This window comes from Crocosphaera watsonii WH 8501 (genome assembly GCF_000167195.1).
In the GTDB taxonomy this organism is placed as follows: Bacteria; Cyanobacteriota; Cyanobacteriia; order Cyanobacteriales; family Microcystaceae; genus Crocosphaera; species Crocosphaera watsonii.
Genome location: NZ_AADV02000066.1, coordinates 1 through 19,537, shown reverse-complemented (window position 1 = coordinate 19,537; position 19,537 = coordinate 1). Strand labels below are relative to the sequence as shown.

Genomic DNA, 19,537 nt, shown 5'->3' with positions numbered 1-19,537 from the left:
TTGGAGCTAAACTCTCAGTAAGCTGTGTAGATAACTATGTGTTTCTAGACAAAATAAGTTGGGAAAACTTCAATGAATCTTGTCATTTAAAAGAACAAGTAGAAAAGTATAAAGAAACGTTTGGCTATTATCCCGAATCCGTCCATGTAGATAAAATTTATCGAACTAGGGAAAACAGAAATTGGTGTAAGGAAAGAGGGATAAGAATCAGTGGTCCGAAGTTAGGAAGACCTCCGAAAAATGTCAGTGAAGAAGAAAAGAAACAAGCCCACTCCGATGAATGCTTCCGTAATGCTATTGAGGGAAAGTTTGGACAAGCTAAACGAAGATTTAGCCTAAATCTCGTGATGACAAAACTCCCTGAAACCTCCATTACATCTATTGCTATTACATTTTTAGTTGTCAATCTTTCTAAACTTCTGAGGCAGTTTTTGTCGCTTTTTTTGTCCTTATTTACTAATAATAGAACAGGGGAACTCATCAAACCGCCTTTCATTAATTTTGATTATACCTTAAACAATTTTTATGTACTAAAACTTATTGATTTGTCAGAAAATTCTTGGTCAAAAGTGGCATAAATTTTGGAGAAACTTTTTCAGCAAACCCTACGTTATTTAACCTTATTCAAGAGGGGTTTTGTATCTTGTATCAATTGTTTACCCCATAAATTGTCTTGAAGATGATTAATATCTTTGAACCGTTCATCTATTTTAATAGCTTCTTTGGCTAAAGATAATGCTTTTTCTGGTTGTCCTTCCTGGTATAATGCCACAGCTAAGGCTAATTTAGTCCCTGTCAAATCGTCTTGAATAGTAAGAGCTTTTTGCCATAATTCAATGGCTTTTTGTTTGTCTCCCTGTTTATATTTAACGTAAGCAATACTCGATATTGCAGGGGCAAATTTATCATTCTTACTCAATGCTAATTCATAATCAGATAAGGCTTTACTTGGGTTATTTTGTGCAAAATACATAGCTCCTCTTACCCAATAACCAACAGGAAAATCTGGGGCAATTTCAATGATTTTATCAGCATCTTTAATGGCTGCTGAGTAATTCTTTAAACCACTATGAACACCAGCACGGGCGAAATAAACTTCTGGGTTATTGGGAGCAATTGCAACTGCTTGATTACAATCTTTCATAGCTTGATTATAATCTTTCAACTCGATATAAACACGACAACGATAGGTATAACCTTGATGATTTTTAGGTTGTGATTTAATTAAACTAGAAAAATCTTCAATGGCTGCTGGATAATTTTTCAATTGAGCATAACTTAAACCTCTTCTTCCATAAACTTCCACTGATTCAGGTGAGTTAGGTTGTAATTTAATTAAACTAGAAAAGTCTTCAATTGCCCCTTGATAATTTTTTGCTTGTTGATATAATTTTCCTCTTTGTAAATAAGCGAAAACAACCACAAATTCCTCAGTTTCTTGACTATTTTTACCTAATTCAATGATCTTAGACAAGTCTGTAAGAGCAGCCTCATAGTTTTTCATCTCCAAATAAACGATGGCTCTGCGTCCATAAATACGTATAAATTCTGGTTGGATTGCAATCGCTTTAGAAAAGTCTTTAATAGCAGCTTCGTAGTCTTTGACTTGTTGATAAATTACTGCTCTTGATTCATAGCTTAGAAAGAGATTAGGTCCACCAATATCAATAACTTGAGTGTAGTCAGCAATGGTAGCTTGATAGTTCTTAATTTTGCTATAAACTTCTGCACGATCGCTATAATGTATGAACAAACTAGCCTTAATTGTCGGATTTTCGATAGATTCTGAATAAATTGTAATTGCCTTATTATAATCAGCTTTGGCTTTTTCTGCTTGTTGCATTTGAGTATAATAATCTCCTCTTGCGACGTAAGCATCTGCTTGTTTTGGAGCAAGTTTAATGGCTTCATTATAATCTTGTAATGCTCCTTCTGTATCCTTTAATTGTAGACGAATATCACCCCTATATTTGTGAATACCAGCAGTCCTAGAATTCTGATCATTTTCTTCCACACCTTCGAGAAGATTATCGGCAATCCGTCTGTACATCCCTAAAGATTCATAGTCTTCTACAGGTGTTCCATTCCATAGCAAATTCATCTTAGGATCAGGATCTTTGCTTAATAGAATAGCCTGATTAAAATCTTCTAATGCCCCTTGAAAATCTGATAATACTGCCTGCAATAAACCTCTGCTAATATAAGCCTCCCCAAACTTAGGATTAAGTTCAATGGCTTTTGTAAAGTCTGCCATTGCTTTGCCATAATCTGAGAATGCTGTGCTATATAATGACCCTCTAGTATAATAAGCCTGGGCATAATTCGGATTAAATTTAATGGCTTTATTGTAATCTTCTAAAGCACCTTGAGTATCTGCAAGACTATTTCTTAAAATTCCACTTTGTTGATAGTATTCTGCCTCTTTAGGGTTCAGTTTAATGGCTTGTCGAACATCTTCTAGTGCTAGTTTGTATTGACCATTTAAAAAGTATAAATTTTGTCTCTCAAAATAATGCTCATCATTCTCAGGCTCTAACGCTATGACTTTACCCGAATTTCTCACAAAATCTGCGATCGCCAAACACAGAAGCCTTACAGGAAGTGGGTTTGAACAGAGCGATCGCAGATTTCCCCAACCAACAGTCTGTTGTCAGATTTTAAGTTAAAATCAACCCGAATTAGACAAAGATGAAAAGATAAATCAATCACTCATTTTTCCAAAAAAATTATTAATAAAATCTCTAATAGTACTAGATTGTTAGAATAAAATATGCTATAATTTAATTATTAAAGCAATTTACCTTAAACTGATTTAATGAGTCCCAGTCATCCCCGAACCCCTCGTCAAGTAATCAACTTTAGTAAACAGAAAGGAAAAGAAATAATCGCTAATTTTGATGGGGAACTAATCACCTCAGATGCGGGGATTGTCTGGATAGCTGAGTTGGATAAAAAACTGGGAATTACCGAGAAGTTTGGTAACTGTTTTCAAGATCATCGTCATCAATCTTATGTAGATCATTCCGTTCATGAGTTATTAGCACAAAGGCTTTATGGAATTATTTTAGGCTATGAAGATGTCAATGACCATGATAAATTACGTCACGATCCTGCCCTTAAGATCGCTTTAGAAAAGCTTAATGAACTTGAAGATAAAAAGGGATGGTTAGCTGGAAAAAGTACAATTAATAGATTGGAATATTATCCTGAGACTATTCTCGACCAAAAAACGAGTCGTTATCATAAAATAGAACCCAACTTTGAAGCCATTGAAAAATCTTTTGTCGAATTTTTTTTAGAGTCTTATAAAAAACCTCCCTTAAGTATTATATTAGATATGGATGTCACGGATGACCAAGTACATGGTAATCAAGAAGGGGCATTTTTTAATAGTTATTATCACGGAGTATGTTATGCTCCTTTATATATTTTCTGTGGGCATCATTTATTAGTTGCTAAACTTCGTTCATCTAATGTAGATCCAGCCGATGGAGCCTTAGACGAATTACAAAGAATTATCGGACTAATTAGAGAAAAATGGTCAGAGACTCATATCCTAGTTAGGGGTGATAGTGCCTATGCCCGTGAAGAAATCTTCTATTTTTGTGAAAATCAGCCTTTAGTTGATTATGTTATAGCTATGGGAACAAATAGCGTTCTTAAGTTACGAGCGGATGATGTAATTGAAAAAGCCAAACATGAATATGAAAAAAAACTAGCTCCAATAACTGAATTAATGGATAGTTTATTTCAGAAAAAAGAAGATTTAGAAGAAGTTAAAAAATTAGTACCAATTTCTACTTGGTATCGCTCTATTCGTTATAAAACAGAAAAGTCATGGAGTTGTCAAAGAAGAGTAGTGACAAAAGTTTGTTATGGAAGTGATGGCTTAAAAATGCGCCATGTGGTGACATCTTTGCCCGCTTCAAAAATTCCACCCTCAAAACTTTATACAAAAAAATACTGTCCGAGAGGCGAGATGGAAAATCGGATTAAAGAATAACAATTAGACTTGTTAGCTGATAGAACTTCAACTCAAACATTTCAAAGTAATCAACTAAGATTATGGATATATTCCTGGGCTTATGTTCTCATAAATGCTTTTCGTCAACACTGTTTATAAAAAAACTTCATTGGCTAAAGAAACTGTGGGAAGAATACGTCTAAATCTTCTTAAGTTGGGAGCCAGAATAAAGATTAGTTGTAGAAGAATTATTATCGCTATAGCTAGTGCTTGTCCTTATCAAGATATTTTGTCTATTGCTAACAAAAGAATTAAAACTATTCCTAATACTGGATAAGTAGAATAAGTTGTTTTTTAAAAAAGATATCTATCATAAGTTGTTGACTGACTGATACTTTCATTTAGTCTTATTTATCGTGGAGAAAATCAAAAGTTAATATAATTATTCCCTCTTAAACTCAATTTTTGGATAATCAAAGTCAATTTTTTTATTCATCTATATTCAAAATTTCTATTAGTCCTAAAAATTATCATTTTTCATCTCTGGATTGGGCTTTCAAATTAATTTGTGAGAAATCCGGGTTTAGCCTTGTCAGCAGAGGCTTCAGGGATATTGCCCATGAACCAGTGGGTATAATGTCGTGCGTCATAGTGTTCGGCATTATTTGGCTCTAATTCTATGGCCTTAGTCTGATCAACAAGGGCTTGAGAATAATTCTTCATCCCTCTATAAATCATGCCACGCAACCCATATCTATAAGCCTCTCCAGGTTGAAATTCAAGGGATTTATTCATATCAGCTAAGGCTGCTTCATAGTTGTTTAACGTCAAATATGCGCTTGCCCTGAGTGCATAAGCCAAAATCTTATCTGATTCAATGGCTTTGTCGAAATCTTTGATTGCTTCTTGAGGTTGGTTTAATTTTAAGAAAAGCAGATAACCCCTGTTGAAATAGGAAAACCCAGAAGGATAAATTTCTATGGACCTATCATGAGCTTCTTTTGCTTCTGAATAACGCCCTAAATCTTCTAAAATTTTTCCTCGTTGATTATAAGTTTGAAAGTAAAACCTAGACTTAGACTCACTACTAATGTATTCAATACTCTTATCAATAGCAATTAATGCTTCTTCATATTGTTCTAACTCTTGTAAGACCATACTTTTTCGATACAAAGCTAGTGCAGCTTAGCAAAAACAATCCACCAGTCACTTATGATCTTTAAAGCCCTTAAATTTCCAAACGAACGGCTTAGCAAAATGTTGATTAAAGTAATCAATAAAATTGAGAATTTTTTGGGATAGTTCTTCAGTTGAACGGACAGTAATTCTTTTGAGTAAACGCCGGACTAAGATCGAAAACCAACACTCAATTTGATTAAGCCAAGATGTATGTTTGGGAATATAAACAAAGCGAATTCGATGAGATTCATCTGATAAAAAATCTGCTCTGCTGTCCATAGATTGCAAAATCCCCTCCTTTCCTTTTCTTCCCAAATCAATAGTAATTCCACAGCTTTCTGCTACTAATTTGACTAAGCTTTCCGATTTATGAGTGTTGAGTTGATCTACAATAAAAATCCATTCTGCTTTTTCATCAATCTTAATCGTTCTCTGGATATGTTCAGAAAAATCTTGTTCTGTTCTTGTCGGTCCAATAGAGGGACTAACAACTTTTCCTCTTGCCACATCCCAGTTCGCAATCAAGCTTAAAGTTCCGTGTCTTTCATATTCAAATTCGATTTTTTCTACTTGTTTAGGCTTGATTCTTTTGTTCGGAAATAATCTCTCAAGAGCTTGAATCCCTGTCATTTCATCTGTACTAATTAAATGAATTCCTTGTTCTAACAAAGTTTTAGCTTCTTGATGAAGTTCACAGATATATTTGACTTGCTTTTTAAATTTTAAGGGATCATCAATTTTGGCATTTAACCAGTAACGAACGAGATGTGGTTGTAATGTCGCTTCCTTTTAAAAAACGCCCCACACTACGGGGGGAAATCTTTTCGACAATTCCTCTTTTTATGGCTTCATCCGCCAACTCTGAAGGTGTCCAATGGCTCACTGGTCTGTCTGATTTTTCACATTCTTCACAAGCGATCTCTACAATCTGGACTACTTGTTCGACCGTAAAGGATTTTGTTGTTCCAGGTCTTGGGCGATCGCTTAAAATTCCTTTGATCAAGACCATTAATGCTTTCTCCGTTACCTGTTGTTCTTCGGCGGCACTCAGTTTTTCTCTCTCCTCAAACCATCGCGATCGCCACTGACGCACTTGTACTCGGTCTAATTCTAATCTTCGACTAATCGAACTATTGCTCTCTCCTGATGCTGCGGCTAAGATTAGCTTGGCTCGTCTAACAAGGCGATAGGGGTTTGTTGTCCCTCTCACTATTTGTTGGAGTACTGTTTTCTGTAGGTTGGAGAGGTTAATTGGCAATGCTTTTATCATGGACATCAACTTCGAGATTCTTCCGTTAGTTTCATTGAAACACATTGTCGTGGCTAGTCACGAAAGTTTCTGTAAAAATCTGGTGGATTACTTTCGCCAAGCTGCACTAGTCTAGTTAAGAGTCTATATGGGAATCCCTCGCCCCGAATTTCTCACAAAATCTGCGATCGCCAAACACAGAAGCCTTACAGGAAGTGGGTTTGAACAGAGCGATCGCAGATTTCCCCAACCAACAGTCTGTTGTCAGATTTTAAGTTAAAATCAACCCGAATTAGACAAAGATGAAAAGATAAATCAATCACTCATTTTTCCAAAAAAATTATTAATAAAATCTCTAATAGTACTAGATTGTTAGAATAAAATATGCTATAATTTAATTATTAAAGCAATTTGCCTTAAACTGATTTGATGAGTCCCAATCATCCCCGAACCCCTCGTCAAGTAATCAACTTTAGTAAACAGAAAGGAAAAGAAATAATCGCTAATTTTGATGGGGGACTAATCACTTCAGATGCGGGGATTGTCTGGATAGCTGAGTTGGATAAAAAACTGGGAATTACGGAGAAGTTTGGTAACTGTTTTCAAGATCATCGTCATCAATCTTATGTAGATCATTCCGTTCATGAGTTATTAGCACAAAGGCTTTATGGAATTATTTTAGGCTATGAAGATGTCAATGACCATGATAAATTACGTCACGATCCTGCCCTTAAGATCGCTTTAGAAAAGCTTAATGAACTTGAAGATAAAAAGGGATGGTTAGCTGGAAAAAGTACAATTAATAGATTGGAATATTGTCCTGAGACTATTCTCGACCAAAAAACGAGTCGTTATCATAAAATAGAACCCAACTTTGAAGCCATTGAAAAATCTTTTGTCGAATTTTTTTTAGAGTCTTATAAAAAACCTCCCTTAAGTATTATATTAGATATGGATGTCACGGATGACCAAGTACATGGTAATCAAGAAGGGGCATTTTTTAATAGTTATTATCACGGAGTATGTTATGCTCCTTTATATATTTTCTGTGGGCATCATTTATTAGTTGCTAAACTTCGTTCATCTAATGTAGATCCAGCCGGTGGAGCCTTAGACGAATTACAAAGAATTATCGGACTAATTAGAGAAAAATGGTCAGAGACTCATATCCTAGTTAGGGGTGATAGTGCCTATGCCCGTGAAGAAATCTTCTATTTTTGTGAAAATCAGCCTTTAGTTGATTATGTTATAGCTATGGGAACAAATGGCGTTCTTAAGTTACGAGCGGATGATGTAATTGAAAAAGCCAAACATGAATATGAAAAAAAAACTAGCTCCAATAACTGAATTAATGGATAGTTTATTTCAGAAAAAAGAAGATTTAGAAGAAGTTAAAAAATTAGTACCAATTTCTACTTGGTATCGCTCTATTCGTTATAAAACAGAAAAGTCATGGAGTTGTCAAAGAAGAGTAGTGACAAAAGTTTGTTATGGAAGTGATGGCTTAAAAATGCGCCATGTGGTGACATCTTTGCCCGCTTCAAAAATTCCACCCTCAAAACTTTATACCCCAGATTCCGCACTTCAAAAAGTAGCATTAAATACTACAAGCCTGGGGTTAATAATTAAGTATAATTGCTTAAGCTCTTGAAGACAAAAAAGTGGGATAATTGCTTAAGTTGTTTCCTCTGTAAAAAAAGAGCGAAAAATGTCTTATTTAGAAGAAATACAAGTTAAAAATTTAGACCATTTAGGGATAGTAGCTGGTTTAATTGATGAAATAGGAATAGTCAAAATAATTAATAATAAATTAGGAATAGATGTTAGAGAAAAAATCTCAGCAGGTACAGTAGTTAAGTCTATTTTAATCAATGGACTAGGATTTGTTTCAAGACCTCTATATTTATTCAGTCAGTTTTTTCAAGATAAAGCCATTGAGAAATTGTTAGGAGAAAGAATTAAACCTGATTACCTTAATGATGATAAAATTGGGAGAGTAATGGATGAATTATATAAATATGGACTAAATGATATTTTTATTGAAGTAGTTTTAGAAGTAATTAAAAAATTCAAAATAGACCTTAAATACTCCCATTTAGATTCCACATCATTTCATTTAGATGGAGAATATAAAAGGGAAGAAGATAAAGAGAAACAGGAAGAAGAAAAAATTATTAAAGAAAGACCAATTTTTATTAAGAAAGGATATTCTCGGGATCATAGACCAGACTTAAAACAATGTGTCTTGGATTTAATAACAAGCCAAGATGGAGATATTCCATTATTTGTGAGAGTAGGAGATGGAAATGAATCTGATAAAGCTGTATTTGGAAAAGTTTTAGTAGAATTCAAAAAGCAAATAAAGTTTGATAGTATCATGGTTTGTGATAGTGCTTTATATGGTCAAGAAAATCTCCAACTAATCCAACATTTAAAATGGATAACGAGAGTTCCAATGACCATAAAAAAAGCAAAAGAATTAGTGCAAAATATAGAGGTGGAAGAAGTAAAAGACGAAGATAAAGAAAAAAGAAGTGACCTAAATTTAGAAAGTTATACCTGGAAAGAAGAAATTGTTACTTATGGTGGAATCAAGCAAACTTGGTTAATAGTCTTGAGTGAAAAAAGACAGAAAAGTGATTTGGAAAAACTAGAAAAACAACTTTCCCAAGAAGAGAAGAAATCCCAAAAATTTCTTAAAGAAATACAATCTGAAGAATTTGAACATCCTCAAGCTGCTCGATATAAATTAAAAGCTATTAATAAAAAATTGAGATTGTTGGAAATAAAAGAAGTTGAACTGATTGAAACTTACTCGAAAAAAAAGGAAAAGATTTATAAAATGATTAGTCTGATCATCAAAAAAGATGAAGAGATAAGTAGAAAGACTAAAGAAGCAGGAAAATTTATTTTAGCAACTAACTTAGTAGAGGAAAATAAATTAGAAGCTAGTGAAATTCTGATAACTTATAAAAACCAGCAATCTACGGAAAGAGGATTTCGATTTTTGAAAGATCCCTTATTTTTTACTGATAGTTTCTTCGTTGAAAAACCAGAAAGAATAGAAACAATGTTATTTTTAATGTCTTTGTGTTTGTTGATTTATAACTTGGGGCAAAGAGAATTAAGAAATTGTTTAAAAAGAGTCAAAAAAGGAATAAATAATCAAGTAGGGAAAGTAACATTGCGTCCGACTTTGAGGTGGATATTTCAATGTTTTCAAGGTATTCATTATGTGATTTTAAACGGAGTTAAACAAATTGTCAATTTAACAGAAGAAAGGCGTTTTATATTGAGTTTATTACCTGCATCTTGTCAAAGATATTATCTATAAATTGAATTGGATAAAGCAAAAATAATAAAAGAATAAGAGTCTAATGATATCAAATGAGAAGAGGAAACTCTCCTTCGTTTGTGCTGAGTCTTGCTAAGTTTTCAATGAGTATAAATCTTCTTAATTTGATTATTTTTCCTAAAAATTTAATGAAAAGAGAAATATTCTTGCCCAGGTATGATTTTCGGACTTTTTAAAACTATGTATTTTTTTATACTACATTTTGAAGTGCGGAATCTGGGTATTATTATTGTTGGGGAAATTGTCCGCTCCTTCTTCTTCGAGAACCACCAGGAAGCCGTCTTCAGCGTTAGCAAATGTATCTAACTCTAAAGTTGCCTCTAACATCTCGGCAACGGTAGGAGGATTTTCGTTCCCTGGCTGTCCATAAAGGATTAAATCACCATTCTCGTCAACAAAACCTTGCTCTACCAAATTAGCTTCAGTGGTGTCGTTGTAGGTATCTTCCGCCGCAAAAATCCCTAATACCTTGTCCGTATCAGCAGATAAACCTTCTAAGTCTTCACGGGTACGAACTAGTGCAGCTTAGCAAAAATAATCTACCAGTCACTTATGATCTTTAAAGCCCTTAAATTTCCAAACGAACGGCTTAGCAAAATGTTGATTAAAGTAATCAATAAAATTGAGAATTTTTTGGGATAGTTCTTCAGTTGAACGGACAGTAATTCTTTTGAGTAAACGCCGGACTAAGATCGAAAACCAACACTCAATTTGATTAAGCCACGATGTATGTTTAGGAATATAAACAAAGCGAATTCGATGAGATTCATCTGATAAAAAATCTGCTCTGCTGTCCATAGATTGCAAAATCCCCTCCTTTCCTTTTCTCCCCAAATCAATAGTAATTCCACAGCTTTCTGCTACTAATTTGACTAAGCTTTCCGATTTATGAGTGTTGAGTTGATCTACAATAAAAATCCATTCTGCTTTTTCATCAATCTTAATCGTTCTCTGGATATGTTCAGAAAAATCTTGTTCTGTTCTTGTCGATCCAATAGAGGGACTAACAACTTTTCCTCTTGCCACATCCCAGTTCGCAATCAAGCTTAAAGTTCCGTGTCTTTCATATTCAAATTCGATTTTTTCTACTTGTTTAGGCTTGATTCTTTTGTTCGGAAATAATCTCTCAAGAGCTTGAATCCCTGTCATTTCATCTGTACTAATTAAATGAATTCCTTGTTCTAACAAAGTTTTAGCTTCTTGATGAAGTTCACAGATATATTTGACTTGCTTTTTAAATTTTAAGGGATCATCAATTTTGGCATTTAACCAGTAACGAACGAGATGTGGTTGTAATGTCGCTTCTTTTAAAAAAACGCCCCACACTACGGGGGGAAATCTTTTCGACAATTCCTCTTTTTATGGCTTCATCCGCCAACTCTGAAGGTGTCCAATGGCTCACTGGTCTGTCTGATTTTTCACATTCTTCACAAGCGATCGCTACAATCTGGACTACTTGTTCGACCGTAAAGGATTTTGTTGTTCCAGGTCTTGGGCGATCGCTTAAAATTCCTTTGATCAAGACCATTAATGCTTTCTCCGTTACCTGTTGTTCTTCGGCGGCACTCAGTTTTTCTCTCTCCTCAAACCATCGCGATCTCCACTGACGCACTTGTACTCGGTCTAATTCTAATCTTCGACTAATCGAACTATTGCTCTCTCCTGATGCTGCGGCTAAGATTAGCTTGGCTCGTCTAACAAGGCGATAGGGGTTTGTTGTCCCTCTCACTATTTGTTGGAGTACTGTTTTCTGTAGGTTGGAGAGGTTAATTGGCAATGCTTTTATCATGGACATCAACTTCGAGATTCTTCCGTTAGTTTCATTGAAACACATTGTCGTGGCTAGTCACGAAAGTTTCTGTAAAAATCTGGTGGATTACTTTCGCCAAGCTGCACTAGTTGGGGAGAGTTTAACCGTCAATTAGAATACAAATGTGAGTGGTATGGCAAAAAATTAGTCAAAATTGACCGCTATTTTCCTAGTAGTAAACGCTGTGGAAATTGTGGTCACATTGTAGATAAACTGCCGTTAGATATTAGGGAATGGGAATGCCCTAAATGTGGGACTAACCATGACCGTGACATTAACGCCAGTCACAATATTTTGGCCGCAGGGCTTGCGGTGAGGCAGCGCGGTCTTGGGGGTTTCCCCCACTCGCTATTGCCGAACCCCTTTGGGGTGTCAGTCTGTGGAGCGAGTGTAAGACCTGAAAAGAGTAAATCTCGGAAGGCGACTGCATTGAAGCAGAAACCTAAATCGTGAGGTTTGGGAATCACCGCCCTAAAAGTGCGGTGAGGATGTCAATATTGCACTGATTGCACTGATTGCACTGAGCAAGAGAGGTTAATTTTTGGTTATGGAAAAATAAATAACTCGTTAGGAGTTACGCATTGACAGATGGTTTAGAATGTGCATAGTCCAAACAGAGAAAGCGATCGCTGTTAACAAAAAGCAAAAAACTGATAAAATAGAGAGGATTATAAGAACTGGAGGTAGATATCCGAACTATAACGAAGAAATCAACGGCTAAATGTCATTTAGAACTCTATACTTACTATTTAATTGCTGAATCCAAATATTCGGGTTGTAATCGTTTATCCGAGATATTTGAGGATTTATCTCATGATAGTGTTAACCGTTTTTTATTAAGAGAAAGCTATAAACCTGTTGATTTATTCAATGAATTTAAACAGCACATTGAACTGAGTGGGGGAACCTTAAGTATTGATGATACAGTCATTGAAAAACTTTATAGTAATCCTAAATTAAGTAAATTTATTGGTTATTTCTGGTCAGGAAATAAACATAAAACTATCAAAGGAATTAATTTAGTTACTTTATTATATACTGACCCTAATGGAATTTCAGTCCCTCTAAATTATCGACTTTATGATAAAGAAGATAATCTGTCTAAAAATGATTATTTTCGGATGATGCTATCGGAAGTTTTAGCTTGGGGACTGAGGCCAATTTATGTAACTGGTGATAGTTGGTATTCATCTAAAGAGAACCTTAAATTTTTGAAAAAACAAGAATTAGGTTTCATGATAGGAATAGCTAAAAATAGACAAGTATCAATCGTTAAAGGACAATATCAATCCGTTGAAAGCTTAGAAATAGAGGAAAATGGGACAATTGTTTACTTAAAAGAGTTTGGCGAAGTTAAAGTATTTAAGAAACATTTCAAAAACGGGATGCTTCGTTTTTATATTTTATTTGACAAAGAGAATAAAGACTTAAGAGAAACAGATAAAACTCTATTTACTTTGTTGAAAACAACTCATTGGATTATTGAATGTTACCATCGTGCGCTCAAACAATTATGTGGTATCAATAAATTTATAGTCAGAAAATCAGAAGCTATATTGACCCATTTCTTTAGTTCTTTACGGGCTTTTATTAAACTTGAATTAATGAGAGCTAATGAGTTAATTGATAATTGGTATCAACTCCAAAGAGAATTGTCTATTGAAGTTAATCGGAATTTTATTTTAGAGCAAATAAATTTGAAATTATCAGCCTAATTTATAGATTAGTTATTGTTATTATTACGTCAATTTTAATGACTCTAATAATTAGCGATCGTTGTCTCTCTTTAAAGCTACTCATATTTAAGTTAATTTGTCAATGCGTAACTCCTAGTAAATATAATCCCATAGAAAGATTTTGGGGAATTTTAGAGAGGCATTGGAACGGAACACTTCTGAGAAATGCTCAAACGATGTTAGCTTGGGTAAAAACTATGACATGGAAAGGTTTAAATCCGATAGTTAAGTTAAGTAAAAAAGTTTATCAAAAAGGCATTTCTTTAACGAAAAAAGAGATGAAGGAAATTGAGAAACGTTTAGAACGTAATCCTCACTTACCTAAATGGGATATTTTGATTAGACCCAGTTAGTCTAAAAAGTTAATAAGAGTGTAAAATTAAGTGAATTTCCTTTTTAAAAATAGTCAAAGCTAATTTAAAAGTTAGCGTATTTCTTTCTTTTAGATAGGGAGGTTTTTGTTCGCGGAAAGTATCCGCGAACAACTTTTTATTTTTCCCTTTTCGCTTATTTGAGATGTTCTACAAACAGATTCTGAGAATGGGTGGGAAACTTTTTCTTGGAAATCACCTTGTTCATAGGCTTTTTGCGGTAAGCTATCTTTTAATTGTTCGGCGGCAGCAATAGTTAACCCTTGTTCGGGACTCTCAAAATAAGGATGTAGTTGTTTCCACTGTTGCACTTCCTGCATCATTTCCCTGACTAATGGCTCGATTTCTATACTGATCAAGAGTGGATCTAAGACTAAACCCATTTCAAAAATAAATGCCCCCTGTCGTAAACTGAGTAAGTCGAAGAGGGTTTCCTTTGCCATTTGCCCGATGATACTTTTGCCTTGGTCTGGAGTTAAGCGATTTTGTTTAATTAATTGCCATAAGTAAGCATATTCAATTTCGTTATGAGTGATCCTTTGTACTTTTTCCAGGTCTTCTGGGATAATATCGACGTTATAACGGGATAAATAGTCCCGTAACCTACGACACCCTCTATTTTGGCTATGGGTGGTATAAACAATTTTCCCGTTGAAGAAAAAAACTAACCAAAATACTTTAGGGGAGTCAATTGTCCCTACTTGTGATGAGTATGATGCCTTCCCTAATGATGTTTGATGGGCTTCGATCAATAGCTCTCCTGTCCGTTGTCCCAGTTCGATCAATTGCAGGATGCTACGTATGTCAATCTCATTTAAAGTTCCCTGCATAGTGATTTATACCGATGGCGATTGCCCTTGAAAATGGGGGAAATGGCTTATGCTTAGTCATCTTAGCTCAAGATTGACATTTTGAGCAAACAACTAGGTCAAGCTACAATAGTAAATATTTATATGAATTCTTTAATCAATTTTTGTGGATATGTGACAATAATAGATTCAGGTGGTGCCAGTAAGGCGATCTTGTGATCACAGGGAGTAGAATTATTGGATACCATATTCCTAAGTTCCATTGCCCCCCCGACATTATCCCCATGTTAACAATCTAGACAACAGCAATATCGAGAGGATTGTGGCTCGTGCTATATCTTGCAGAAGTCAAAAAACAGACAAGAGGTTTTATGAGTGGTTCTCGAACAGAGATTAAACTCTTAGCTTGTCAACATAACGATCAAACCTGGAGTCCTGTTCCTGGGGAAGAGGTCATGGCCCTTGATGAATTTGATCAGATGGGAGAAGGCAGCCTCTTGATGGTGAATTTGGGCAATAATCGTCAAATTCAGGGAGAACCCCAGACCGCTGCCCCGGAATTAGTTAGACAGTTACAAAAGTTATCTCGTCTTTCAGAAAAGCTAAAAACCCAACAAGAAGAGATAGAGCAGTGGAAACAATCTCTAACTTATCAAAGTCAGGAGTTAGCGCGACGTGAAGCGGAGATTGAAACTCGTCTCGAACAGATGGAAGAGGTGGAAAAGGAACTCTCTCAAATAGAACGTCGCCGTCAAGAAGCTGATTCGGCCTGGGATCGAGTTGATCAAACTCAACAACAACTACAGGACTTTCAACGTCGTTTTGGTCGAATCTTAGATTTACCTGGGATAGAAGCTGAAAAAATCCAACAACTTGTGATTCGCATCGCGGAGAGTTCTCTGGGGCTAGAATCTCTAGAAAAACCTTTCTCCGCAGCCCTCAAAGCTTTAGAAGAACAACAAGAAATTTTCAATCCGTTTTGGCAAGAATTAGATAGCCTCAAGTCACAGGTACAACGCCAAACTAGAGAAGTACAACAACAAGGGGAAGTTCTTGAAAACCGTTTTCAGGCTTTAGAAGAAACCCAAATTTCCCTCGAAGAAGCGAAAATTCAATGGGGGGTTCAACAAAATATTCTCAGTAATAAACAAGACCGTTGCAAAAAGGTCAACGATAACTTACAGGTTATTCAAGAATTAAAACACTCCTTGGAACAAGTGGCTGATGGGACGGCGGACATAGGTTCAGAGGGGAAGGTTGATCTAGTCTCTCTGGAAAATATGCCCTTGGGAGAATTAGAGGAAAAGCTAAAAAGTTTACAAGAAGATTTAGAGAAATTGGTACGTTTTGTCAATGATCAAGAAGAAGAATTGACTCTACAACGTCAAACGGTTCAAGAATTGCAAGATAAGTTAGCTAACGTCGGTGATTTTGAGCGTTTAGAACTAGAAAACGAATTGGCAGAAGAACAGGAAAGAAAAGAATTTTTAGACAGAACATTGACGGGACAAAGACGGAATCTCAAAGAAAGACAAGAAATCTTACTACAACATTTACGGGTTTTACGCCGTCGTCAAGGGGTTATGGAGTTTGATGGCCAGACACCTACCATTAATTTAGACCCCATAGTTGTTCAATTGGAAACATGGGAAAATAAGGTCATCCAGGAACAAAAAGCTCTGGCAACGGAAATTCAGCATCTACACAAAAGTGTTGAAGAAACCCAGGCTATGATTAAACAACTGGATACAGAACAGGCTCAAAAGACAAAACAATTGGAAGGAGAACGAGAAAACTGGCAACAGGCACAAGTGGAAGTTGCTCAATTACAGGTTCGTCTCGATCTCTATGAAAACACTTTGAAACCTTTGGAACGGCCAATGAATGAAACAAAACATCAACTAGGGATTCTTGGTGAGTGGTTGAATCCCTCTTAAGCTATTCAGTCTCAGTAGATCACAAAGATCCTCAACAACATAACTAACCCAGTATTAATAATCCAGTAATCCCCGATCCTAGCCAGAGTAAACAGCAAATTCGAGTTAAATTTAGAGCCTTTTGGATGCTTTGAGGGGTAATAGGATTTAGAGGATCTCCTAATAATGGTTTCTCTTTGATCACCCCTTGATAAGTATTTTCCCCCCCTAATTGAACCCCCAAAATAGCAGCATAAATACATTCACTCCATCCTGAGTTGGGGCTAGGATCTTGAGGGGCATCTCGACGACAAATGGATAAAACAAGGATGGGCTTTCCTGATAGGATAGCCAAGGTTAAAACAGTAAGACGACAAGGAATCCAAGTTAAAATATCTTCAAATTTCGCGCTAAACCAGCCTAAATCCGTAAAAGGTTCTTGTTGATAACCCACCATAGAATCTAGGGTACTGGCTGCTTTATAAGCCAAAGCCAAAGCAACTGGTCCAACCCCAGGAAAAAAGGCTCCTGCGATCGCATAAAATAAAGGGCTTGTAACCCCATCTATAGCATTTTCTGACACTGTTTCTAGGGTAGCACGCCAGATTTCTTCGGGGGAGAGATTGGCTGTATCACGACCCACATATTGAGCGAGTTTGCTCCTGGCTAGGTCAATATTTCCCTCTCTTAATGGGGTTAAGACATCAAGGGAAGCTAGTCTTAAACTACGCCCTGCAAAACAACTGGCTAAGAGAACAATCTCTAGAAAAATGCCCAGCCATGGATGGAGATGATCAGTAATTAAATGGAGACTCCACCCCGCCATTCCACTGCCAATAATTAACCCTAATCCTAAAATAACTCCCGCCAAACGCCGTTGCCTCTTACCCTGACAAGTGGAAAGTGTAAATTGAGAGTATCTTGAGATCAGCCAACCCATAACTTGTACAGGGTGTAACCATCCCCAAGGATCGGCTATAAGATAGTCGAAAATGGCAGCAAAGATGAGAACAATTATGGTAGCATTTGTATCCAAATTAAGTCTTTATCCTCAAAAGTATGTTCTGCTATGTGGGTATTAAACTAATAATTATTTCCTTAGACAATAAAACTGACCGCTTCTCCAAGAGAGGCTTTCCAGCTACGGGCATCGTAGTAAAGATCCGCTAAAGTAATCTTGTAAAGGGCTTCTTTGAGCTTCTGATGGAGTCGCTTCCAAAGACTAAAAGTTACCCAATCTTCTACTTGGTCAAGATCGGGGTTATAGTGGGGTAAAGGCTCAATTGTCTCCCCAACTGCGTCTAATATTTGCCCCAGAGAAATTTCACTTGGTTGACGGGCTAGTTGATAGCCACCTCGAGATCCCCGTAAAGAATTAACTAACCCATTACGACGCATTTCAATCAATAATTTTTCTAAATAGGGTGCCGGTAACTCTTGTCGCTTGGCGATCGCTTTTACTGAGGTTGGACCGTAGTTAGGCTGTAAACTTAGATCCAGTAAGGCTTTAACGCTATAATGACTGCGAGTTGTTAGTTTCATTTGCTTGATTCTTCTCAATATTTTCTGGTTATTATCAGAGGGTGATGATAGATTGCTGTTGAATTTATAACATTTTTCTAAAGCTAAAAGGGAGCAAAGTCAAACATTTGTAAATTTGTTGGGTGTTAGGGTCGAAATATTGGGAACAATGAATTATTATTGATCTTGTGGAATGGTAGATAAATTTTGCAGATTGTGTGTAAAATAATGATAGAGACAGTTAGTAACTTGATTATTTTTTAAATTTTTACTACCCTCTTAGTTAGTTACCATTCTGTCAACCCTATTATCCACTTAAGTTACTGTTGAAGTTAATGACACCAGATAAACCCCTAACCGGTACCGCTCTAGTAGATAAAGTCAAAGAACTAGGCGATCTTAGCAAAGAAGAAAAAGCAAGAGCTTGCGGCTATTATACCCAAACCAAAAATGGTATAGAGCGCGTTAATATGATGAAGTTTCTTAATGCTTTAATAGATGCTGAAGGCATCGAGCTTGATAGTAACGCCGAAGGTCAAGGAAGAGGTGGCCGTTCAGCCAGTTACAAGATTAGTGTACAATCCAACGGTAATCTTTTGATTGGTTCAGCTTATACCAAACAAATGGGTCTCAAATCAGGAGATGAGTTCGAGATTACCTTAGGTCGTAAACATATTCATCTTAAACAGGTAGGTGCGCCCAACGAAGATGACTAATAAACGTTATCTTTATCTTTGATTTAACAGACAAAAAATAGCGTCGCTTAGCCTATAACTGAGCAACGCTAACCAAAACAGTAAGAACGTATTATTGAGAGCGAGGGTTGCTTTCCCGATCTGGGGAAGTAGCCCTCATAATATTTATTTTATTCGGAAATATGTGATTACTGTCGATCAAAAACTAAGGTTCGCTAAAAACAGCAGCTTCAACGTCCTCACGGGAGAGAGAATACTTAAAAGCCCGGGTAATATCAGAACCATCGGCCCCTGCTTTAAGATAGCAAACAATAATTTCTTCAACATCCAAGTTAAGTTGTGCTTTCCAGTTAGGTTTAGTCACTGTCCAACAGTTTAAGTTTTGTTGATCTTGTTGACACCCTAAACCGGATAGCCATTGTTCAATCATGGGAAGGGGATGATTATATAGGGGGGTATCAGGGGCAGGAAGGGTCATAATAGGGTTAATTAGGTTTGAGTGGTATTATGTGCCTCAGAGACAAAAATAGGGGTTACTGAAGCATAGTCTTGGGGTAAGGCGGTGTTAGGGATTACTTCATCGCCCCTTACAATAGCAATAAAAATGGCCAAAACCAAGCAACCGACTAAGGTTAATCCTAAAATAAATAGGGCAAATAATTCCCCTCCCGACAAGGGGCGATCGCTGGCATCCAAATAAGCAGAAGTAGACCATTGACCGGTTTTTGGGTCTTTGCTCGGTTCTGAAGGGGCTTGGATGACATTCAAACGAGAATAACCTATCTTTAGATCATACAGCGATCGGGTCTGAGGATTACTGAGTACCCCATAAGCTTCATTGAGACTCTGAAATTTAGCTGTTGCTTTGTTCGACGGGTAATTCTGTAGTATCAGGGTGATAACGTCTGCTCAACTCTCTATGAGCACGTACG

At 36.2% G+C, this 19,537-nt stretch carries 17 protein-coding genes and 4 pseudogenes; 9 read left to right on the top strand and 12 right to left on the bottom strand.

The genetic code is table 11. The annotated features are described in order from the left end of the window. Positions 1 to 578, top strand: a 578-nt coding sequence (locus tag CWATDRAFT_RS20230) for an IS5 family transposase (RefSeq protein WP_007306773.1), incomplete at its 5' end; no start/stop codon positions are given. Positions 579 to 610: 32 nt separating this feature from the next. Here CWATDRAFT_RS20230 and CWATDRAFT_RS20225 read toward each other — a convergent pair. Next, positions 611 to 2,563, bottom strand: a complete 1,953-nt coding sequence (locus tag CWATDRAFT_RS20225; protein ID WP_198139006.1) for a tetratricopeptide repeat protein — start codon at positions 2,561 to 2,563, stop codon at positions 611 to 613. Between the two features lie 252 nt (positions 2,564 to 2,815). Here CWATDRAFT_RS20225 and CWATDRAFT_RS20220 point away from each other — a divergent pair. Further along, a pseudogene (locus tag CWATDRAFT_RS20220) lies at positions 2,816 to 4,301 on the top strand (IS1380-like element ISCwa5 family transposase). A 224-nt stretch (positions 4,302 to 4,525) separates the two neighbouring features. On the opposite strand, the gene CWATDRAFT_RS20210 reads toward CWATDRAFT_RS20220, so the two are convergent. The 3 genes from CWATDRAFT_RS20210 to CWATDRAFT_RS20200 all read right to left on the bottom strand — a co-directional run bounded on the left by CWATDRAFT_RS20210 (position 4,526) and on the right by CWATDRAFT_RS20200 (position 6,458). Beyond that, positions 4,526 to 5,122: a tetratricopeptide repeat protein gene (locus CWATDRAFT_RS20210; RefSeq protein WP_007306771.1), complete on the bottom strand. Its 597-nt coding sequence runs from the start codon at positions 5,120 to 5,122 to the stop codon at positions 4,526 to 4,528. Positions 5,123 to 5,170: 48 nt separating this feature from the next. Beyond that, the gene (locus CWATDRAFT_RS20205; protein ID WP_007303151.1) at positions 5,171 to 5,812 is read right to left on the bottom strand and encodes a transposase; all 642 of its coding nucleotides are present in this window, start codon (positions 5,810 to 5,812) and stop codon (positions 5,171 to 5,173) included. Between the two features lie 64 nt (positions 5,813 to 5,876). After that, positions 5,877 to 6,458, bottom strand: coding sequence for a helix-turn-helix domain-containing protein (locus CWATDRAFT_RS20200; protein WP_007306770.1), 582 nt, complete (start codon positions 6,456 to 6,458; stop codon positions 5,877 to 5,879). A 363-nt stretch (positions 6,459 to 6,821) separates the two neighbouring features. Between CWATDRAFT_RS20200 and CWATDRAFT_RS20195 the strand changes: the two are divergent. Further along, positions 6,822 to 7,962 (top strand): annotated as a pseudogene (locus CWATDRAFT_RS20195) (IS1380-like element ISCwa5 family transposase); the annotation flags it as partial. A gap of 138 nt (positions 7,963 to 8,100) precedes the next feature. Then, on the top strand, positions 8,101 to 9,726 hold the full coding sequence (locus tag CWATDRAFT_RS20185) for an IS1634-like element ISCwa1 family transposase (RefSeq protein WP_007303587.1): 1,626 nt from the start codon (positions 8,101 to 8,103) through the stop codon (positions 9,724 to 9,726). 216 nt (positions 9,727 to 9,942) lie between these two features. On the opposite strand, the gene CWATDRAFT_RS34195 is transcribed toward CWATDRAFT_RS20185, so the two are convergent. The 3 genes from CWATDRAFT_RS34195 to CWATDRAFT_RS20170 all read right to left on the bottom strand — a co-directional run bounded on the left by CWATDRAFT_RS34195 (position 9,943) and on the right by CWATDRAFT_RS20170 (position 11,581). After that, a complete protein-coding gene (locus tag CWATDRAFT_RS34195) occupies positions 9,943 to 10,161 on the bottom strand; it encodes a hypothetical protein (protein ID WP_042711978.1) in 219 nt (72 codons plus the stop codon). Positions 10,162 to 10,293: 132 nt separating this feature from the next. Beyond that, positions 10,294 to 10,935: a transposase gene (locus tag CWATDRAFT_RS20175; RefSeq protein ID WP_050018371.1), complete on the bottom strand. Its 642-nt coding sequence runs from the start codon at positions 10,933 to 10,935 to the stop codon at positions 10,294 to 10,296. A 64-nt stretch (positions 10,936 to 10,999) separates the two neighbouring features. Then, positions 11,000 to 11,581, bottom strand: a complete 582-nt coding sequence (locus CWATDRAFT_RS20170) for a helix-turn-helix domain-containing protein (protein WP_007304320.1) — start codon at positions 11,579 to 11,581, stop codon at positions 11,000 to 11,002. A 54-nt stretch (positions 11,582 to 11,635) separates the two neighbouring features. Here CWATDRAFT_RS20170 and CWATDRAFT_RS34185 point away from each other — a divergent pair. The 3 genes and pseudogenes from CWATDRAFT_RS34185 to CWATDRAFT_RS20160 all read left to right on the top strand — a co-directional run. Next, positions 11,636 to 12,010: pseudogene (locus tag CWATDRAFT_RS34185) on the top strand (RNA-guided endonuclease InsQ/TnpB family protein); the annotation flags it as partial. A 236-nt stretch (positions 12,011 to 12,246) separates the two neighbouring features. Then, on the top strand, positions 12,247 to 13,272 hold the full coding sequence (locus tag CWATDRAFT_RS34180) for an IS701 family transposase (RefSeq protein WP_071892152.1): 1,026 nt from the start codon (positions 12,247 to 12,249) through the stop codon (positions 13,270 to 13,272). Positions 13,273 to 13,310: 38 nt separating this feature from the next. After that, complete coding sequence (locus CWATDRAFT_RS20160) at positions 13,311 to 13,646, top strand: ISAzo13-like element transposase-related protein (RefSeq protein ID WP_007306778.1); 336 nt, start codon at positions 13,311 to 13,313, stop codon at positions 13,644 to 13,646. Between the two features lie 89 nt (positions 13,647 to 13,735). Here the strand turns inward: CWATDRAFT_RS20160 and CWATDRAFT_RS20155 are convergent, their stop codons facing one another. Further along, positions 13,736 to 14,494, bottom strand: a complete 759-nt coding sequence (locus CWATDRAFT_RS20155) for a DUF4388 domain-containing protein (protein ID WP_007306768.1) — start codon at positions 14,492 to 14,494, stop codon at positions 13,736 to 13,738. A 308-nt stretch (positions 14,495 to 14,802) separates the two neighbouring features. Between CWATDRAFT_RS20155 and hmpF the strand changes: the two genes are divergently transcribed. Beyond that, positions 14,803 to 16,410 (top strand): pilus motility taxis protein HmpF, encoded by a 1,608-nt coding sequence (hmpF, locus tag CWATDRAFT_RS20150; protein WP_007306779.1) that lies wholly within the window; start codon positions 14,803 to 14,805, stop codon positions 16,408 to 16,410. A gap of 43 nt (positions 16,411 to 16,453) precedes the next feature. On the opposite strand, the gene cbiB is transcribed toward hmpF, so the two are convergent. Together cbiB and CWATDRAFT_RS20140 are read right to left on the bottom strand one after the other, a co-directional pair. Beyond that, positions 16,454 to 17,425 (bottom strand): adenosylcobinamide-phosphate synthase CbiB, encoded by a 972-nt coding sequence (gene cbiB / locus CWATDRAFT_RS20145; protein ID WP_007306767.1) that lies wholly within the window; start codon positions 17,423 to 17,425, stop codon positions 16,454 to 16,456. Positions 17,426 to 17,487: 62 nt separating this feature from the next. Next, the gene (locus CWATDRAFT_RS20140) at positions 17,488 to 17,931 is read right to left on the bottom strand and encodes an Rrf2 family transcriptional regulator (RefSeq protein WP_007306766.1); all 444 of its coding nucleotides are present in this window, start codon (positions 17,929 to 17,931) and stop codon (positions 17,488 to 17,490) included. Positions 17,932 to 18,245: 314 nt separating this feature from the next. Here CWATDRAFT_RS20140 and CWATDRAFT_RS20135 point away from each other — a divergent pair, with 314 nt between their 5' ends. Next, on the top strand, positions 18,246 to 18,626 hold the full coding sequence (locus CWATDRAFT_RS20135) for an AbrB family transcriptional regulator (protein ID WP_007306780.1): 381 nt from the start codon (positions 18,246 to 18,248) through the stop codon (positions 18,624 to 18,626). Positions 18,627 to 18,810: 184 nt separating this feature from the next. Here CWATDRAFT_RS20135 and CWATDRAFT_RS20130 read toward each other — a convergent pair whose 3' ends face one another. Both CWATDRAFT_RS20130 and CWATDRAFT_RS20125 read right to left on the bottom strand, forming a co-directional pair. Beyond that, positions 18,811 to 19,083, bottom strand: coding sequence for a DUF3143 domain-containing protein (locus CWATDRAFT_RS20130; protein WP_007306765.1), 273 nt, complete (start codon positions 19,081 to 19,083; stop codon positions 18,811 to 18,813). Positions 19,084 to 19,094: 11 nt separating this feature from the next. Then, positions 19,095 to 19,537: pseudogene (locus CWATDRAFT_RS20125) on the bottom strand (J domain-containing protein); the annotation flags it as partial.